This is a genomic window from Coraliomargarita sinensis (assembly GCF_003185655.1).
Classification (GTDB): Bacteria; Verrucomicrobiota; Verrucomicrobiia; order Opitutales; family Coraliomargaritaceae; genus Coraliomargarita_B; species Coraliomargarita_B sinensis.
Genome location: NZ_QHJQ01000011.1, coordinates 39,880 through 57,263, shown reverse-complemented (window position 1 = coordinate 57,263; position 17,384 = coordinate 39,880). Strand labels below are relative to the sequence as shown.

General features: G+C 55.5%; 14 protein-coding genes and 1 tRNA gene. 5 read left to right on the top strand and 10 right to left on the bottom strand.

Annotated features, from left to right (window positions below; all coding sequences use genetic code 11):
• The first annotated feature begins 191 nt into the window (after window positions 1-191).
• On the top strand, window positions 192-1,391 hold the full coding sequence (locus DDZ13_RS13315; protein WP_110131954.1) for a saccharopine dehydrogenase family protein: 1,200 nt from the start codon (window positions 192-194) through the stop codon (window positions 1,389-1,391).
• A 243-nt stretch (window positions 1,392-1,634) separates the two neighbouring features.
• Here the strand turns inward: DDZ13_RS13315 and DDZ13_RS13310 are convergent, their stop codons facing one another.
• Together DDZ13_RS13310 and DDZ13_RS13305 are read right to left on the bottom strand one after the other, a co-directional pair.
• Window positions 1,635-2,021 carry a hypothetical protein gene (locus DDZ13_RS13310; RefSeq protein WP_233246164.1) on the bottom strand — a complete coding sequence of 129 codons (387 nt, stop codon included), beginning with the start codon at window positions 2,019-2,021 and terminating at the stop codon, window positions 1,635-1,637.
• A gap of 271 nt (window positions 2,022-2,292) precedes the next feature.
• Window positions 2,293-2,378 (bottom strand) — tRNA-Tyr (locus DDZ13_RS13305).
• 158 nt (window positions 2,379-2,536) lie between these two features.
• On the opposite strand from DDZ13_RS13305, the gene DDZ13_RS13300 reads away from it, so the two are divergent.
• Window positions 2,537-4,324: a chloride channel protein gene (locus DDZ13_RS13300; RefSeq protein ID WP_110131952.1), complete on the top strand. Its 1,788-nt coding sequence runs from the start codon at window positions 2,537-2,539 to the stop codon at window positions 4,322-4,324.
• Between the two features lie 25 nt (window positions 4,325-4,349).
• Here the strand turns inward: DDZ13_RS13300 and DDZ13_RS13295 are convergent, their stop codons facing one another.
• On the bottom strand, window positions 4,350-5,261 hold the full coding sequence (locus DDZ13_RS13295; protein WP_110131951.1) for a prepilin peptidase: 912 nt from the start codon (window positions 5,259-5,261) through the stop codon (window positions 4,350-4,352).
• A gap of 118 nt (window positions 5,262-5,379) precedes the next feature.
• Between DDZ13_RS13295 and DDZ13_RS13290 the strand changes: the two genes are divergently transcribed.
• A complete protein-coding gene (locus tag DDZ13_RS13290) occupies window positions 5,380-6,036 on the top strand; it encodes an SDR family oxidoreductase (protein WP_110131950.1) in 657 nt (218 codons plus the stop codon).
• 37 nt (window positions 6,037-6,073) lie between these two features.
• Here DDZ13_RS13290 and aroE read toward each other — a convergent pair whose 3' ends face one another.
• From aroE to DDZ13_RS13260, 6 genes are all read right to left on the bottom strand, one after another.
• A complete protein-coding gene (gene aroE / locus DDZ13_RS13285) occupies window positions 6,074-7,006 on the bottom strand; it encodes a shikimate dehydrogenase (RefSeq protein ID WP_110131949.1) in 933 nt (310 codons plus the stop codon).
• Window positions 7,007-7,070: 64 nt separating this feature from the next.
• Window positions 7,071-9,131 (bottom strand): ATP-dependent zinc metalloprotease FtsH, encoded by a 2,061-nt coding sequence (gene ftsH / locus DDZ13_RS13280; RefSeq protein ID WP_110131948.1) that lies wholly within the window; start codon window positions 9,129-9,131, stop codon window positions 7,071-7,073.
• Between the two features lie 9 nt (window positions 9,132-9,140).
• Window positions 9,141-10,595 carry a tRNA lysidine(34) synthetase TilS gene (gene tilS / locus DDZ13_RS13275; RefSeq protein ID WP_110131947.1) on the bottom strand — a complete coding sequence of 485 codons (1,455 nt, stop codon included), beginning with the start codon at window positions 10,593-10,595 and terminating at the stop codon, window positions 9,141-9,143.
• A gap of 119 nt (window positions 10,596-10,714) precedes the next feature.
• A complete protein-coding gene (speA, locus tag DDZ13_RS13270; protein WP_110131946.1) occupies window positions 10,715-12,643 on the bottom strand; it encodes a biosynthetic arginine decarboxylase in 1,929 nt (642 codons plus the stop codon).
• A 24-nt stretch (window positions 12,644-12,667) separates the two neighbouring features.
• A complete protein-coding gene (gene gcvH, locus DDZ13_RS13265; RefSeq protein WP_110131945.1) occupies window positions 12,668-13,048 on the bottom strand; it encodes a glycine cleavage system protein GcvH in 381 nt (126 codons plus the stop codon).
• A gap of 23 nt (window positions 13,049-13,071) precedes the next feature.
• A complete protein-coding gene (locus tag DDZ13_RS13260; RefSeq protein ID WP_110131944.1) occupies window positions 13,072-13,578 on the bottom strand; it encodes a PEGA domain-containing protein in 507 nt (168 codons plus the stop codon).
• 191 nt (window positions 13,579-13,769) lie between these two features.
• On the opposite strand from DDZ13_RS13260, the gene DDZ13_RS13255 reads away from it, so the two are divergent.
• Window positions 13,770-14,828: a CNNM domain-containing protein gene (locus DDZ13_RS13255; protein WP_110131943.1), complete on the top strand. Its 1,059-nt coding sequence runs from the start codon at window positions 13,770-13,772 to the stop codon at window positions 14,826-14,828.
• Here DDZ13_RS13255 and hemB read toward each other — a convergent pair.
• A complete protein-coding gene (gene hemB / locus DDZ13_RS13250) occupies window positions 14,825-15,832 on the bottom strand; it encodes a porphobilinogen synthase (protein ID WP_110131942.1) in 1,008 nt (335 codons plus the stop codon). The two genes, DDZ13_RS13255 and hemB, sit on opposite strands and share 4 nt — an antisense overlap.
• Window positions 15,833-15,913: 81 nt before the next feature.
• Between hemB and cysS the strand changes: the two genes are divergently transcribed.
• Window positions 15,914-17,350: a cysteine--tRNA ligase gene (cysS, locus tag DDZ13_RS13245; protein ID WP_110131941.1), complete on the top strand. Its 1,437-nt coding sequence runs from the start codon at window positions 15,914-15,916 to the stop codon at window positions 17,348-17,350.
• Window positions 17,351-17,384 lie beyond the last annotated feature (34 nt).

The following is a 17,384-nucleotide window of genomic DNA, read 5'->3' as shown; positions in this document are numbered from 1 at the left end:
CTTCGGAGGGCCCCGCCGGATTCGCGGGTGGCGACGAGCACCACCCCTACAAGTTTCTCTTCGCTTCGCGGAACACCTTCACTTGGTCCGGTCTCCCGCTCCGCGGGATCCGGTCATGTCGTCGCTTCGCTCCTCGGAACACCTTCACTTTCACCTTCACTTTCACAATTATTCCACGCAAGCTGCGCGGCATGTCTAAAGTGATTATCATTGGCGCCGGCGGCGTCGGCAACGTTGTCGCTCACAAGTGCGCGCAACTCCCTGATATTTTTACCGAGATCGTCCTCGCTTCGCGGACCGTGCAAAAATGTGAGGCCATCGCGGAGGACGTGAAAGCCAAGCAAGGTGTGACCCTTCGCACCGCGGCTCTCAATGCTGACGATGTCGATGCCACCACGACTTTCCTGAAAGAGGAAAAGCCGGAACTCGTGATCAATGTGGCCCTGCCCTATCAGGACCTGCCGCTGATGGATGCCTGTCTGGCCGCCGGAGTCCACTACCTCGACACCGCCAACTACGAACCGCCCAACGAAGCAAAATTTGAATACAAGTGGCAGTGGGCCTACCAGGAGCGTTTCAAGGAGGCCGGGCTGACCGCTCTCCTCGGCTCGGGATTCGACCCCGGTGTGACCAATGTCTTCTGCGCTTACGCCCAAAAGCACCTCTTTGACGAGATCGAGACCATCGATATCCTCGACGCCAATGCGGGTAACCACGGCTACCACTTTGCCACCAACTTCAACCCGGAAATCAATATCCGGGAGATCACCGCGAACGGCCGATACTGGGAAGAGGGTGAATGGAAGGAGGTCGAGCCCATGAGCGTCCACCAGGTCTACGATTTTCCCGTCGTTGGCGAACAGGACGCTTACCTGCTTTACCACGAGGAACTGGAATCGCTCTGCCAAAACATCAAGGGCCTGAAGCGCATCCGCTTCTGGATGACTTTTTCCGAAAAATACCTCACCCACCTGCGCGTGCTGGAAAACGTGGGCATGACTTCGATCGAACCGATCGACTTCAAGGGCCAGAAGATCCAACCGATCGAATTCCTCAAAGCCGTGCTCCCTGACCCCGCCAGCCTGGGCCCTCGCACCAAGGGGAAGACCTGCATCGGATGCGACATCGTCGGCACCAAGGACGGTGAAAAGAAGCGCGTCTTCATCTACAACACCTGCGACCACCAGGAGTGCTATGAGGAAGTCTCCAGTCAGGCCATCAGCTACACCACTGGCGTGCCTGCCATGATCGGTGCGCAGATGATCCTGAGAGACCTCTGGAAGGAACCCGGCGTCTGGAACATGGAGCAGCACGACCCCGATCCCTTCATGGAACAGCTGAATCAGCGGGGACTCCCCTGGCAGGTCATCGACCTGCCGTTGGAGAATTAGTACTCTCAGTTTGGAAAAACTGACAAAACTTTCGTTGAGTTTTCGTAGCTGTGTTGAAGAAGCGGACAGAAATGTCCGCTCTCCGTCTTCGGCCTACCGGAGCCAGGACATTCTTGTCCTGCCGTGCACTGTGGCTCTCGGACAGGATCTGCTGTCGCGGTCATGCAATCGTGTTCGTCGACCAGTGCGCTGCCCGGAGAAATCAAGAAAGGTTTTCTCTTCTCGAAATCGAAAGTGCCTGCTCTAGCGTCGGCGGGTTGCCGCCTCTCCCTTGTCTCCTAACTCGATAACTACTGTCATCGCATCCGCCGATTCGACTTCGTGGTCAAGCTTGAGTCCCTCCATCGTATACTTCACGCCATCCTGAAACCATCGAAGATTGGCGTTATTATGCCGATAGCGAAAGGGCTCAACCTTGTTCAAGGAACGGCTGCCCTGAGCGAGCCGGTTTGCGGTGACCACGATCCCGTCACGGGGGACGGCCAAGCGGAAGCTTTCAATATCCGAAGAACTGCGATTCACAATCTCGATGCCATCAATCGAGGGAGCGTGCCCACCGGGATTTGTCGCGGCACAGGCAGCCAGCAGGCAGGTCGCCCCCACCGCTAAAATGCGTTCGAGGTATTTCACCATTAAAGAATACCCTGGGGCCCGCCCCAAAGCAATCTAAACCAAGCGGGACCGTTCCTGAATCGGCGCGCTTCGCGCAAAAAGAAAGGCCGCCCTTTCGGGCGACCTTTAAATGGTGGTGGGAGCCGGATTGGTTCCGCTTGCGCGGAATCGCTGCGCGATCGCCCTCCGGGCGCCCCATCTCCAGTCGCTGCGCTCCTTACGTCGAACAAGTCCTCATCCGGCGCGCTTCGCGCAAAAAGAAAGGCCGCCCTTTCGGGCGACCTTTAAATGGTGGTGGGAGCCGGATTCGAACCAGCGAACTCATAAGAGAACAGATTTACAGTCTGCGTGCTTTAGCCACTTGCATATCCCACCGAAAGTGAGGAAAAGTCGGTGACAGTAGGTCAGAAGTCGTTCTTGCCAAGTAATTTTTTTGAAAATTCTGTTGTGCCCCCTAATTCGGCTCCTGTAAGGCAGAGTATGCCGCCGGTCGGAAGTTCGGCGGTTTTCTTTTTTCCGCGCGACTGCCGCCCATGACCCGAGAATCTTTCAGCCTGAATAATCTGCCCGATTGGATGCGGGGCCGCTTCGACGATGGCCAGCGCTTCCTCATGCTTTGTATCTGTGCGGGTGTGCTCTGCGGCTTGGTCGGGGTCAGCTTCCACCTGGCGATTACCAAGCTCTTCAACGGCCTCTTTGGCTTTTATCAGGAGCTCGGAGTCTGGGCCATCCCGGCCATGGTCTTTTCACCGGCACTGGCGGGCCTGATCGTGGGTTTGATGATCCGCTACATTTCGCCGACCGCGGCAGGTTCGGGCATTCCCCAAACCAAGGCCGCCTATCATCAAAAGTTCGGCGTTATCAAGACAACCGAAGCCTTTTGGCGCTTTATCATCGGTACGATTTCGGTCGCCTTTGGCAACAGCCTCGGGCGTGAAGGCCCTACTGTGCATATCTGCAGCGCTGTTTCTTCAAAGCTGGGTCGACTGTTTGGCCTGGGTAAACTGCGTGTTCAGGCCATGATCCCTGTCGGCATGGGGGCGGGTATTTCGGCTGCCTTCAATGCCCCGATCGCAGCGATCACCTTTGTGTTCGAAGAGCTGTTCGATAACAATTTCAGCAGTAAAGCACTGGGTGGGATCTTAATCGCCGTAGTGGTCGCTGCGGTTGTCGAGCGCAGCATTCTGGGAGAGCACAGTGCCCTCTACGCCACACGGGAAACCTTCGAAACCTCCACCTGGATGCTGGTCTGCTTGTTGATTGGCCCGGCTGCAGGTCTGCTGGGGCACGCTTTCACCACGCTCCTGCTCTTTCTTCGAGGTCATTTTATGCAATGGCAGCGCTTTCCCAGTTGGGCCAAACCGGCCCTGGGCGGCCTGAGTGTCGGCCTGATCGGCGTCACGGTCTGGCAGTTCAGCGAGGGTCATCACGGCGTTTTCAGCATCGGCTATCAGGACCTCAATTCAGCACTGAATGGACAGCTAATCTGGCAGGTCCTGCTTTTACTCTTTATCGGTAAATTTTTGGCGACCGTCATTTGCTACGCCTCCGGGGCCAGCGGCGGCATCTTCGCTCCCGTACTTTTCCTCGGCAGTATGCTGGGGGGTATCTTCGGCGCGCTCATGGTCCAATTCCTGAACTTGGACCACTCTGTCGCTGCCGCTTGCGCCTTATTGGGAACCGGAGCTTTCTTTGCCGCCGTCATTCGCTGTCCGCTCACGTCCGTGCTCATCATCTTTGAGATGACGCACAACTACTCGCTGATCCTCCCGCTGATGATCGGTAACTTTCTGGCCTATATTATCTCAGTGAAGCTGCGGCAGATCCCGATCTATGATGCACTGCTGCTTCAGGACGGAATCAGCTTGAAAAAACTGCCAGCCTATCAGGGCCAACAAGACTGGCGCAATTTGCCAATCAGCACGATCATGACCCATGATTGCCGCACCGCGGCGGGTGACCTGAACGCACAGGAAAATCTGGATGCGATTAAAGAGAGTGCATACACCCACCATGGCTACCCGGTTATCGAGGCCACTAATTCGCAGGCTCTCATCGGTATGGTCATGCACCACGAACTCGAAGAATTAATTGCTGCGGGCAACGATGCGCCGCTGAGCGAGATTCTGGCCGGGCAAAAAATTATCTCTATTAATCCTGACGATTCGATTCGAGGAGCAGCCAATACCCTGGTGGTCAAAGATGTGCTCCAGGCACCGGTGGTCAGTCGCAAGGATCCCCGCAAGTTGCTGGGCATCGTCACACTACACGACATCGCCCGCCAACAGAACGCCATCGAAGAAACCATGGAGCGGGAATGATACGCACCTGTCCTCTGAATAAAGACTAAGCTCCAAAAAAGAACGAGGCGAACTCGGCAAAGTACGCGTCCACGTATTGACTGAAACCGAGGAAGTAGATCAGGCCGGCCACAGCAAGCATCGGCCCGAAAGGCACCTGCGCGCCGAACTGTAGGTCCTCCTCGCAGTCGGCTTCTTCAACGACTGGTTCAGGCTCCTTCTTACCTCCGAAAAGGTGCCCCGCCAGGAGTATCGGCAGCAGAATAACCGATCCCACAAAAGCGCCGCCAAACATAGCGAAAATCGCGCCCTGCCAGCCACAGAAAGCCCCGATAAAACCGACGAACTTCACATCCCCCTCGCCCATCGCCGGCTTGCGGAAAACGATTTCACCAAGAACCGCGATCCAGTAAACCAGACCGGAACCAATCAGGGCACCAATTATCGAACTGACAACCGACTGTATCGCTGCCCCCAGCCAGAGCCCCTCAAACCCGTGCAGGCCGGGGACGGCAAAGGACAAAAGTACACCGATCACCATACCACCGATGGAGAAACGGTCCGGAATGATCATATGATCCAGATCGATAAAAGTCGCGCAGATCAAAAATGCAATAAAGAGCATGCCGACCAAAGCGACCAGGGGCGTGTAAATCAACCAGGCCCAAAGAAACAGGCAGGCCGTCAGGAGTTCGATACCCGGGTATCGAACACTGAACGAGGCGCCACAACAGGCCGCCTTCCCGCGCAGGAGAAGCCAGCTCAATATGGGGATATTGTGATAAAATGGAATCGGCTCGCCGCAGGCACAGGTGGAGCCCGGAGAGACCACGGATCGCTCTTCCGGGATGCGGTAGATACAGACATTGAGAAAACTTCCGACAATAGCGCCAAAGATAAAACTGATCCCCGCGAAAAACCAGGGGAAGTCATGGTTGATATATTCAAAGGTTTCCATCGTCGTATTGAACTCGGTGCCCGTTTATAAGTAGCCTGCTGAGTCTCGGTTTAAAGCTTAAAACCAAGCTTTGGCGCGGACAGTTGACAGAAGCGGACAGTCGATTGACCCTGTATTGATGCGATTTCTACTACTCGGAGCTACCGGCCAAATCGGGCGCCTGCTCGTGCCAAAATTATTGCAGGACGGCCATGAACTCACCGCACTTGTACGGGATGCCTCAGCCGCATCGGACCTTGCGGAAATCGGCGTTCAACTGGCGGAAGGTGACCTTGAAAACACGTTCGATGAAGCTGTCGCCAAAGGCTACGACGCAGTTATATTTACCGCCGGTTCGGGTGCCTCGACCGGAAAGGATAAAACCCTGACCGTCGATCTGTGGGGCGCAGTCCAGGCGGTACGCTACTGCGAGCGGCACAGCACGCCCCGTTTTGTCATGATCAGCGCACTGAAAGCACAGGATCCGAATCAGGGCAAGGAAGCGATCAAGCCCTACCTGGTGGCCAAACATGCTGCCGATGAAATTTTGAAGGCATCCAAGCTGGATTACACGATCCTTCGCCCGGGGCGCCTCAGCGACGAACCGGAAACCGGAACGATTCGGGCCGCCTCACGTCTGGATGACTTCAACGGAGTCATTTCCCGGGCCAATGTCGCCGAAAGTATCCGACAATGCCTGAATCACGAATCGACAATCGGAAAAACCATCGACCTTCTGGATGGCGACACACCGATCCCCCAAGCCTTGAGCCGCGTCGGGGAAGCCAACACGTAGAGGCATCCGCTTACGGATGCCGGAATTGAACGTCTATTCAATAACGCGGTGGCAGCTTCAGCGCGTGACAGGCTGCAGCCATCATGGAGTGGGCATTCACCTCGGTCTTCGACCAGATTTCCAGCGAGCGCGCCCCTTGGTGTACGAGCATGGACAGCCCGTTGGCCGTGGCCAGGCCGCGCTTGCCCGCCTCCTCCAGCAACTTGGTCGCCGCTGGGTTGTAGATCATGTCATACACCTTCCAACCGTCCGGCAAAAGCGCTACATCAAATGGCGCCGGATCATCGGTTTTAAGACCCAGGGAAGTGGCATTAATCAGGACACCGGTTTCCGGCAAATCCCTGGGCGGCGTATTCAAGGCGAATGCTTCGGCACATTGGCCGCCCGGCATTTCGTGAACGATCTCCATCAAGCCATCCAGGCGCGAAGGCGTGCGATTGCCCACATAGAGTTTTTTACAGCCATCGAGCACACACTGGACCGCAGCGGCCCGGGCGGCGCCACCGGACCCTAAAAGAATGACGGTTCCGTTCTTTAGATCAAAATCGAGATCTTCGAGCAGGCCCTTCTTCAGACCGTAACCATCGGTATTGAAGCCATCGTAGCCGAACTCGTTCCACACGAGTGTATTGACCGCCCCCATGCGCTCGGCATCCGGCGAGATACCTTTGATCAGTTCCATCGCCTGCACCTTGTGCGGGATGGTCAAATTCAAGCCCAGAAAGTTATGTTCGAAAAACCTGGGCACGGCACCAGCGAACGCTTCCGGTGGAACGTCAAAACGGAAGTAGGCCCAATCATTAAAACGGCTTTCCTGTTCGCACAGCTTTTTGATTGCCGCGTTGTGCATCGCCGGGCTGACGGAGTGCTGAATCGGATGGCCGATTACGGCCAGCGCCGTACCGCCGAAGTCAAACTTACCGAGATCATCGACGGTGTAGGTAAACTCTGTGTCTGGTTTTTTGCTCATGCCGCAGAACAACCCGCAAGGTTACTGTCGGGTGTAAAAGAGGCGACCCATATTTGCTGAAAGTCTAAGCCGGGGCTCCGGCGGGTGCTTCTTCACCGGACAGGCCACCCTTGTCCTCGTCTTCCTTGGCAGTCTTTTTCTTGTCCCCGTCTTCGGAAGATTCTTCCGGCTCGGGCTCGGGAATCTCGCGTTTGATGATCGGCGAACGAATTTCCCCATGATCGATAATCTCGTGAACATGCCGACCTTCGATGGTCTCGTGCTCTAACAATGCTTCGGCACAGACATCAAGCGCCTTGCGGTGCTCTTTGAGAATGTCCAGACAGCGGTGGTATTGCTCATCGACGATCCGATGTATCTCAAAATCGATCTTCTGGGCCGTTTGCTCGCTGTAGTTTTGAGAGCGCTGAATCTCCTGTCCGAGGAAAACATGATCCTTGTTTTCGCCATAGGCGACCGGACCTAGTTCCGTCATGCCCCAGTCGCAAACCATGTGACGAGCCGTCTTCGTGACCATACGAATATCACCAGACGCGCCGGAAGTAATGTCACCCATGACAATCTCTTCCGCAGCACGTCCGCCCATACCGCAACAAATCTGATTAAGGAGACGGCGCTTGGAGTGGTTGAGCACATCCTTCTTCGGCATGAACATGGTCGAACCCAGGCTCTGCCCACGTGGAATAATCGTAACCTTGTGGACCGGGAGATGCCCGTCATCAACGACTGCCTGTACAATCGCGTGCCCAGCCTCGTGGTAGGCGGTGATCTTGCGGTCTTCGTCGTCCATCAACTTGCGACGCTCGCGGCCAAAGGAAATTTTATCGCGGGCTTCGTCGATATCCTGCATCTCCACCACCTTCTTATTGAAGCGGGCGGCGATCAGGGCGCCTTCATTGAGAAGGTTGGCAAGGTCGGCACCGGAGAAGCCGGGGGTGTTCCGTGCGACGTGCTCAAGATTTACCTCTTCGGCAAGCGCGATCTTCTTGGCGTGCACTTTGAGTATTTCGTGGCGGCCATTCAGATCGGGCAGGTCGATCGTCACCTGACGGTCGAAGCGACCGGGCCGGAGCAGTGCGTTATCGAGCACATCCGGGCGGTTGGTTGCCGCAATGATAATGACACCCTCGTGACCATCAAAACCGTCCATCTCCACAAGCAGGGAGTTAAGCGTTTGCTCGCGCTCATCGTTACCCCCTCCCAGGCCGGCCCCGCGTTGACGGCCGACAGCATCAATTTCATCAATGAAGACGATACAAGGCGCATTCTTACGGCCCTGCTCGAACATGTCGCGCACGCGGGCCGCGCCCACACCAACAAACATTTCGACGAAGTCGGAGCCGCTGATGGAAAAGAAGGGGACATCCGCCTCACCGGCAACTGCCTTGGCCAGCAGGGTCTTACCTGTGCCGGGAGGTCCTACCATAAGAACGCCTTTGGGTATGCGGCCACCGATGCGCTGGAACTTCTTGGGGTCTTTGAGGAAATCGACCACTTCGGCAACTTCCTCCTTGGCCTCATCACAACCGGCAACGCCTTTGAACGTAACCGAGTCCTTCTCACGTGTCAGCATCTTGGCCTTGCTCTTACCGAAACTCATCGCTCCCCGGCCGGCATTCTTGAGCTGCCGAACGAAAAGGAAATAGAGGAGCCCGATAATCAGGACGAAGGGCAGCAGGCTGATCAAGACGTCCTGTAGTGCCGTACTGGTCGGTTTTTCCGTGAGCACTTCACGTAAAAGCAACAGATCTTCCTCGGTCACCCGGCCACGGGCAACGTAGGGAACCTTTTCAGAAATTTCATTAGTGGAGAGCCCGTCTTCCCGCGCCTGCAGGAAGGCATCGTTCACCATTTCGCCCTTGATGACGTACCCATCACGACCGTAAGAGGGATCGTAAGTCATGATACCGTCACCCTCGGCGATCTTTTCCCGCTTCACGGCATCGACTAACTCACTGATGGAGAGCTCCTTAACATTGGATCCGGCACCGGGATTCGCGAACCATATGGTGAGAATTGCAGCCACAATTACCAGGTAAATGAGCAGCACTTTAGGCTGGAAACGCTGGGGCGAGCCATTGTTTCCATTATTGTTCTTTTGTGGCGTGTTGTTCTCTGAAGACATTTGAACGGGTCAACGTGGATTTCTCGGCCGGTAAGTCAACCTAAGAGCCTGCTTGGTGTCGCGATTGATTTTGTAGCGATCGGCGGGCGGGAAGCCGGGCACCCAGATGACTTCACCGGATGCTGTGGTGACAACAGGCAATCGTTTTCGTTCCTTTCTGGGGATTCCGCGGTCAATAAACCAGTCTTTCAATTTTTTTGCCCCTGGCGACCCGAGTGGGGTGAAACGGTCCCCCGGGCGCCAACCCCTGACATGCAGGGACTCTTCGGAAGGTAAAATGAGCGTTGCCTCGAAGGACGGGTCAATTCGGCCGCAGAGGATAGCATCCCGTTTTTTCTCATCCAGCGTCTGCAGATCGGATTCGATCAAATATCCACTGGAAAGGACGACGGTCTCGCCCGGCTCGAATTGAACATGTTGCAGAGCGGCCTCCCCCTCCTCTTCTTCTTCAACCCAGATTGATTTTTTATCGCTGCAAATAAAGCTGGCACCGGCACTCTGTTTCCAGGTCCTGCGCTGACTGAGCAGGCTGTCGATCAGCATGTCCATTGCCGAAGCACTGAAAGATTCGGTCAGTTCATGAGCGTTCAGCCAGGCGACCAATGCGCGGCGCATCAGCGCACGCGGAAGTGCGCAGAGGTCCACCCTGGAAAGGCGCTCCTCGCTGGAAAACGCTTCCGGCATCCGTTCGCGGGCCAGCAAATCCAGCGCACATGCATCTTCCTCCAAGAGCTGGCGACTGCGCGCAGCACCCGTTGACGGATCGCGATCCAGGGCCTCGATCAAATCCGGGATCACTTCATGACGGAGCATATTCCGGGCGATGCTGGTGTCTTCATTGGAGCCGTCCTCCCGCCAGGGTATGCCAACCGCATTAAGTGTCATACGAATATCGCCGGAACGCAGGTGCAGCAAGGGCCGCAAATGAGTTGGCTGACCACTGAATTCGGCAACCGGTCTGGGGGCCGCCAGCCCTTCCGTGCCCACCCCGCGGGCAAGTCGTTGTAGCTGGGTCTCCAGAATATCGTCAAGCTGGTGGCCGAAAGCGATAAACGGACAATCCGCCTCCCGTGCCACCTTGCGCAGGAAATCCAAACGCAGCGAGCGGGCGGTCGTTTCCGTAAATGCGGCTTCGTTTTCGGGACGCTTCTCGAAATAAAAGGGGAGCTTCAAGCCTTCTGTGATGCCTCGCACAAAATCCTCATCCTGCTGGGACGCCTCGCCCCGCCAACGGTGGTTGTAATGGGCGACATGAAGCTCTAGGCCAAGTTCGGCACGCCGCGCCGCAAACAGGCAGAGCATGAATACGGAATCTGCCCCGCCGGAACAGGCAACCAGCAGACGGTTGTTGCGACCGGCCTTCAACCGGCCCCGCACGCTGCTTTCGATACAGTCGACATCAAACCGCTCACCGAGTTCGTCGGCGACACGGGGCCAATCCAAATTATCGCGGGGCTCCATCATGGATCCTTAATTTATGCCTCTCGGGAACGATTTCAGCAAGCACTCTTGTTTCGCCATGCCAACCCGGTTCGTCTTTTACCCGGAAAGAAACCGGACCGCTGAAATCCATGAATCGGATCTCAGGTAGCCAGATAAGTATGGCCCCGGAGGAATTCAGCATACTCGTCCAACATCCTTGTGCCTTCGCGAGGTTTGATCTCGTCGTCCTTGGTCGCCCGGTCGATCTGCTTCTTCATGCGTCGGGTTAGAATGTGCCCGTCATATTGGGTGAAGCCCAACACATCGGAAACAGCAAAACCTCGGATACTGTCTTCGATGTAGAAGCCATCCTCTTCATCGTCCTCCAGGAAAACATGCACTTCGTTAACCCGCCCGAAAAGATTGTGCAAATCCCCCATAATATCCTGATAGGCCCCGACCAGAAATACTCCAAGGTAGTAAGCCTCCTTCGGCTTCAGATCGTGCAACTTGAGCGTTTGGCGTACGTCCTCGACATCGGTGAACTTGCTCACCTTGCCCTCACTGTCACAAGTGATATCCACAAGCGTCGCATCCACTTCCGGTTCCTCGTTCAGGCGCTGCAAAGGAGCAATGGGGAAGAGTTGGTCGCATGCCCAGTGATCGATCAATGACTGAAACACGGAAAAGTTGCAGACATACTGATCCGCCATCATTGCGGGCAAGGATTCCAATTCTTCCGGAGTGTAACTACCATTTTTGGAAAGATTCGAGAGCTCCTCGCAAATTTTCCAATAAATCGCATCCGCCTGGGCGCGTTCCCTGAGGTCAAGGTATCCCAGATTGAAGAGATTGTTGGCTTCCTCGCGTTTTTGTTGGGAATCGTGAAACCGCTCCAGCGGGCTGGAACCATGCTCGTTTTCGAGTATGGCATTCAGGTCACGCAGGACCGGATTCTGTTTTTTGCTGGCTGCGGTTTTCTTGGGTGGGACGGATTTTTTCGAAATTCGGTCACAGACCTCGGTGACCAGAATCGAATGAGGCGCAACGATGGCTCGCCCACTCTCCGTCACCAGATCGGGCACCTCCACATCCGCGTCCGCGCAGACTGTTTTCACATTGTAGACCACATCGCGCGCATATTCGCGCATGGTGTAATTCATCGAGCTTTCGTAGTTGCTCCGGGAACCGTCGTAGTCGATGCCCAAACCACCGCCTACATCCAGCAACTCCATGGGAAAGCCCATTTTCTTAAGTTCGCAGTAAAAACGGGCGGCCTCGACGGTCGCTTTCTTGATCGTCTGAATATTCGGCACTTGCGAACCGATATGAAAATGAACCAGGCGCAAGCTGTCGGTCAGTCCGGCCCGTTTGATGCGACGGGTCGCATCGATAATCTCCGGACTGGTCAGTCCGAATTTCGCGTCTTCACCGGAAGAACTGGCCCATTTCCCCTCCCCCATGGTACTAAGTTTCACGCGCAGCCCGATCAGGGGTTTAATCCCAAGCTTCTTGGAAATCTGAATAATGCGGGGCACCTCGCTAAGCTGCTCCACTACAAGGTAAATCTCCTTACCCAGCTTGCGCCCAAAAAGCGCGAGGCGGATAAACTCATCGTCTTTGTATCCGTTGCAGATAATGAGTGACTCCGGGTCCTTGTGCATCGCCAGCGCAATCATGAGTTCGGGCTTGCTGCCACACTCCAAACCATAGTGGAACGCTTTACCGGCATCGCGGATTTCCTCCACCACTTCCCGCAACTGGTTGACCTTGATCGGGAAAACGCCGCGGTATTTCCCGCCATAACTCTCGTCCTGGATCGCTTCGTCAAACAGTTGGTTCAGTTCAACAACACGCGTGCGCAAGAGATCCTGGATCCGAATGGTAAGCGGCGGCTTGTAGCCCTTGCCGATCGCCTCAGTTACAATATCGTGTATGCGAATACTGCGATGGTCACCAAGAGGATGCACCTGCAGGAAGCCGGCATCGTCTGCGGAAAAGTGACGACCACCCCAATTCTTCAGACCGTAGTAGGTGGTCGCATCGGCAGTGGTCCACTCACGGCCGTGACCTTTCGCGGTAGAAGGCATATGAATGCTTGGATCAGCGGTAGGCTAAACGATGCTCTCGTAGGCATCCGCTTTCAGAAGTTCATCCAGTTGCTCCGGATTCTGAAGCTTGATTTTCAACAGCCAGCCTCCCTCGTAGGGTTCCTGATTCAGAAGTTCCGGCGAGGCATCCACGTCCTCATTGATTTCAATCACCTCGGCATCCACTGGCATAAAAAGGTCGGAAGCGGCCTTGACCGACTCCACCACGCCAAACGTATCACCGGAAGTAAAGGACTCTCCATCCTGGGGAAACTCAACAAATGTGATGTCGCCGAGACTTTCCTGAGCGTAATCGGTAATCCCGACTGTGGCGGTGCCGTCATCGTGGACTTTTACCCACTCGTGGTCTTTCGTATAGAGGAGATCAGCTGGAATGTTACTCATAAACTCAGGTAGAACGCAGCTGACTAACCTTGCGACTCAAAAAACTCAATGATCTGCTCGATAATGTATTTGTGTTCGAGCGGAGTGATTTCACCCGCCTCAAGCTTCGCATCAGCTTTGAGAGCTTGGATGGCCATTTTCTCAAATGGATCTGCCCCGGTGGAACTGGGCACAAGCTCGCTACGCATTTTGGCTTTCATCTTTCCGGGCTCGAGGTCGACATAATAGCCGAGGTCTTCCTGCAAACCAAAACGTACGAAATTCTTCGATTTTTCGTTGGGCACCGGCGTAAAGTATTTAACTGCCGGATTGTAACCGAGCTTCTCGAGCCGGATCTCGTGATTCATCTTACGGGGCAGTTCCAAGGTCATCGGAGTAATACCGGCAGCCTCTCCGTTAATGTAAACACTGGCCTCAGTCGGGAAGGATAAGATAACGACCTCTTGCGGCACACCCGTACGCATGTGCTCGCAACCGCTGAAAAAGGTCACAGATGTCAGAATAGTGAGTAGGGGTAAGAAATTTTTCATATTAATAATAAACTGCCGATAAGACAGAAAGCATCGGCGTGTCAGGTCAAGATTATAGCTTTGGTTCTTGGTAGGATTTAACCACTGCTAAAAATGCTTGAAAGCGATGCGAGGCGCGACACTACTGCAGGTGTGTCGCTCAGATTACTTATTTTAATAGGCATTTTACAGGGCCTGTCGACACCGTCGCAATGATAACAGTCTTTATTTTAGCTATCGTCTTCACCATAGGCGTCTCCGCCCTATGCTCAATATTGGAGGCGATGATCCTCAGTACCACAACCGCGGAGATCGAAGGCTTGAAAAAGTCGCACCCGAAGCGGGGTGAAAAACTGGAGCGGGCAAAGCTGGATATCGAAGAAACCAGCTCCGCCATCCTCAGCCTCAACACCATCGCAAACACCCTCGGAGCAACAATCGTGGGGGGACTCGCGGTGCAGATTTGGTCGGAACATGACAATGTCCTGTTCAATGTTTCTCTGACCATGGCTCTGGCCATCCTCTTTATTTCCGAAATTATACCGAAGAATGTCGGCGTGCTCTACCGGGCCAGTTTACAACCCGTACTGATTTTCCCGCTCATCTGGATCTGCAGGATCATGACACCGATCTCCAAGGTGGTCGGCCTTCTTGTCCGGTTCCTGCTGAAGAGCCAGGAACCGGAAACGGACAGCGATGAGGAAATCATGCTCCTGGCCGAGAAAAGTGAGAAAGACGGCACACTCTCCTCCAACGAACGCGAAGTCATTAATAATGCCCTCAGTCTCGACGAAATTCTGGTCGATGCCATCATGACACCACGCACGGTGGTTTACTCCATCGATGGCGAAGAAACGGTTGAATCCATTTTCGAGAAGGAAAGGAACATCCCATTCGCGCGAATCCCCGTTTACGAAGATCAGGCCGATAATATCCGGGGTATTGTCCGACGCAGAGACATCCTAAGCGCGATTGCCGAGGAGCGGGAAAACCTGCGTATTGCCGACCTGGCAACGGACGCGATCTTTGTGCCGGACACGGCGACCGCCGACGACGCGCTGCAAACTTTCCTCAAAAATCATCAGCAACTTGCCATCGCGGTTGATGAGTTCGGCAACATGTCCGGCGTGATTACGATGGAGGATGTGATCGAGCACATTATCGGGCAGGAGATCTTCGAAGCGGACGACCCGGCCGTGGACATGCGTGAACTCGCCCGAAAGCGGCAGTTTGCGGAGAAGCACCGGGCGCGAAAAGGAGCAGACAACTAAGTCAACCTTAGGGCGTATTCCTTCGCGAAATAGCTCAGTATCATATCCGCGCCGGCGCGTCGAATAGCCAGTAAAGACTCGTCACGACACTTCTCCAGATCGAGCCAGCCTTTCTCGGCAGCAGCATGGATTTGAGCGTATTCGCCGGACACCTGATAGGCGGCCAGCGGTAGATCCGTTTCCTCGCGCACTTCGCGGATAATATCGAGGTACGGTCCGGCCGGCTTCACCATCAGAATGTCGGCCCCCTCCTCCTCGTCGAGCGCCACTTCGGTCAGCGCTTCGCGGCGATTCCCGGGATTGAGTTGGTAAGTGCGTTTATCCAGGGCATGCGTGCCCGCGCTGGCCGCACTGCCCAACGCGTCGCGAAAGGGTCCGTAAAAGGCCGATGCAAATTTCGCGGAATAAGCCATGATCGCCGTCTTCTCGTGATTATTGTCATCCAGTGCTTCGCGGATCGCACCGACGCGCCCGTCCATCATGTCTGAAGGAGCCACGATATCGACACCCGCCTCAGCGGCCAGAACCGCCATCTCGGCCAGAACTTCGACCGTCGGGTCGTTCGCCAAGTCTTGGGCCGCCGTATCCCAGAGCCCGTCGTGCCCGTGCGTGGTGTAAGGGTCGAGCGCCAGATCAGTGATGACCGCGATCTGCGGCACTTCTTTTTTGAGCGCACGAATCGCCCGCAGGACGAGCGTATCCGGATTGGTGGCCTCGCGCCCGTCATCGCTTTTCACCTTGGAATCCAGTTTTGGAAACAGGGCCACTGCGGGAATCCCGAGGTCGGCAAGCGCCTTGCACTCTTCAATCAGTTTCGGAATGGAAAGACGAAACTGGCCCGGCATGGACTTGATCGGCTCCGAAGCCCCCTCCCCTTCAATGACAAAAAGTGGCTGAATCAGGTTGCCGGCCTCCAGTGTCGTTTCATTTGCGAGCGAACGCAGTGCAGCCGTCCGCCGCATACGACGGGGGCGCCGGGTGAGATCTAATTGATAAGAAGGCATGAAGATTTACTATTGGCACTTAGTCAGACAGTGGCACAACTCTCAACTCTCAACTCTCAACTCTCAACGCACAACTCAGAAATGTCCGTTCAACTCTACGATACCCACAGCCGTTCCGTAAAAGATCTCGCGCCCGAGGTCGGCCAACCGCTGCGTTTTTACTGCTGCGGCCCGACGGTCTATGGCCCGGCACATATCGGCAATTTTCGCACTTTCCTGATTCAGGATGTGCTCCGCCGCGTACTGGAGGTGGATGGCATTGAGGTGAAACACGTCCGCAACATCACCGATGTTGACGACAAAACGATCCGCCAGTCACAGGCGGATGGCGTCAGCCTATCCAAATTCACCCAGCAATGGGCGGAAAAATTTCACATCGATTGTGAAGCGCTCAACATGTTGCCGCCCACGACGGAACCGAGTGCGGTCGAGCACATCCCCCAGCAAATTGCGATCATTGAGCAGCTTGTCGAAAAAGGCCACGCCTATGCCACTGAAGACGGGTCGGTTTACTTTCGGGTCAACTCCTTTGAAAACTACGGCAGCCTCTCCAAGCTGAAACAGCGCGAACTCAAGACCCAGGAGGAGAACTCCGCGGGACAAGTCAACGACGCCGACGAATACGACCGCGAATCGGTGACCGACTTTGCGCTCTGGAAATCCCGTAAGCCGGAGGATGGGGAGAACTACTGGGATAGCCCCTGGGGTGAAGGCCGCCCGGGCTGGCACCTGGAATGTTCCGCCATGGTGGAGAGCGCCTTCGGCGGTGAGACCATCGACCTGCATGGAGGCGGCATCGACCTCTGCTTTCCCCACCACGAAAACGAAATTGCCCAATCCGAGTGTGCCCAAGGGCGCGATTTCTGCCGCCATTGGTTTCACAGCGCCCATCTCATGGTGGAGGGCGCCAAGATGTCGAAGAGCCTCGGTAACCTCTTTACCCTCGACGATTTGCGCGAGAAAGGCTTCAGCCCGATGGTCGTCCGCTACACCCTGATCGCCGGCAGCTACCGACAACAGCTGAACTTTACCTTCGACGGGCTCCACGCCTCGGAGAGCGCTTTGACCAAACTGGAACGTTTCGCCGAGACCCTCCTGGGAAAAACCGGCGAAGACCGCGATGCGCTGGCTGGCTATATTTCCAAAGAGGCCGCGAGGGACTTCGGTCGCTTTGCCAAGGCCTGGGATGCCCTGCGCCACAACCTGAATACGGCCGCCTGCCTCGGCGCGATCTTCGGCGTCATTGGCTCCAACCCCGCCGCCTCACTCGACAGCGACGGTGCCCGCGAGATGTTGAAGGCCTTCGGTAGCCTCCTCTACGCGCTCGGGATCGAACTCTTCACCGTCGAAGAAAAGAAAATCGACGCACCGGAAGAAATCGTCGCCCTTGCCCAGGAACGCTGGGACGCGAAAAAAGCCAAGGACTTTGCCAAAGCGGACACCCTTCGCGACGAGTTGCTCGTAAAGGGTTGGGTCGTCAAGGACGGTAAAGACGGGTTCGATCTGGAGCCAAAGTGAGCCACTGACTCCCGGTCAGGTTCAGTTGACCCAG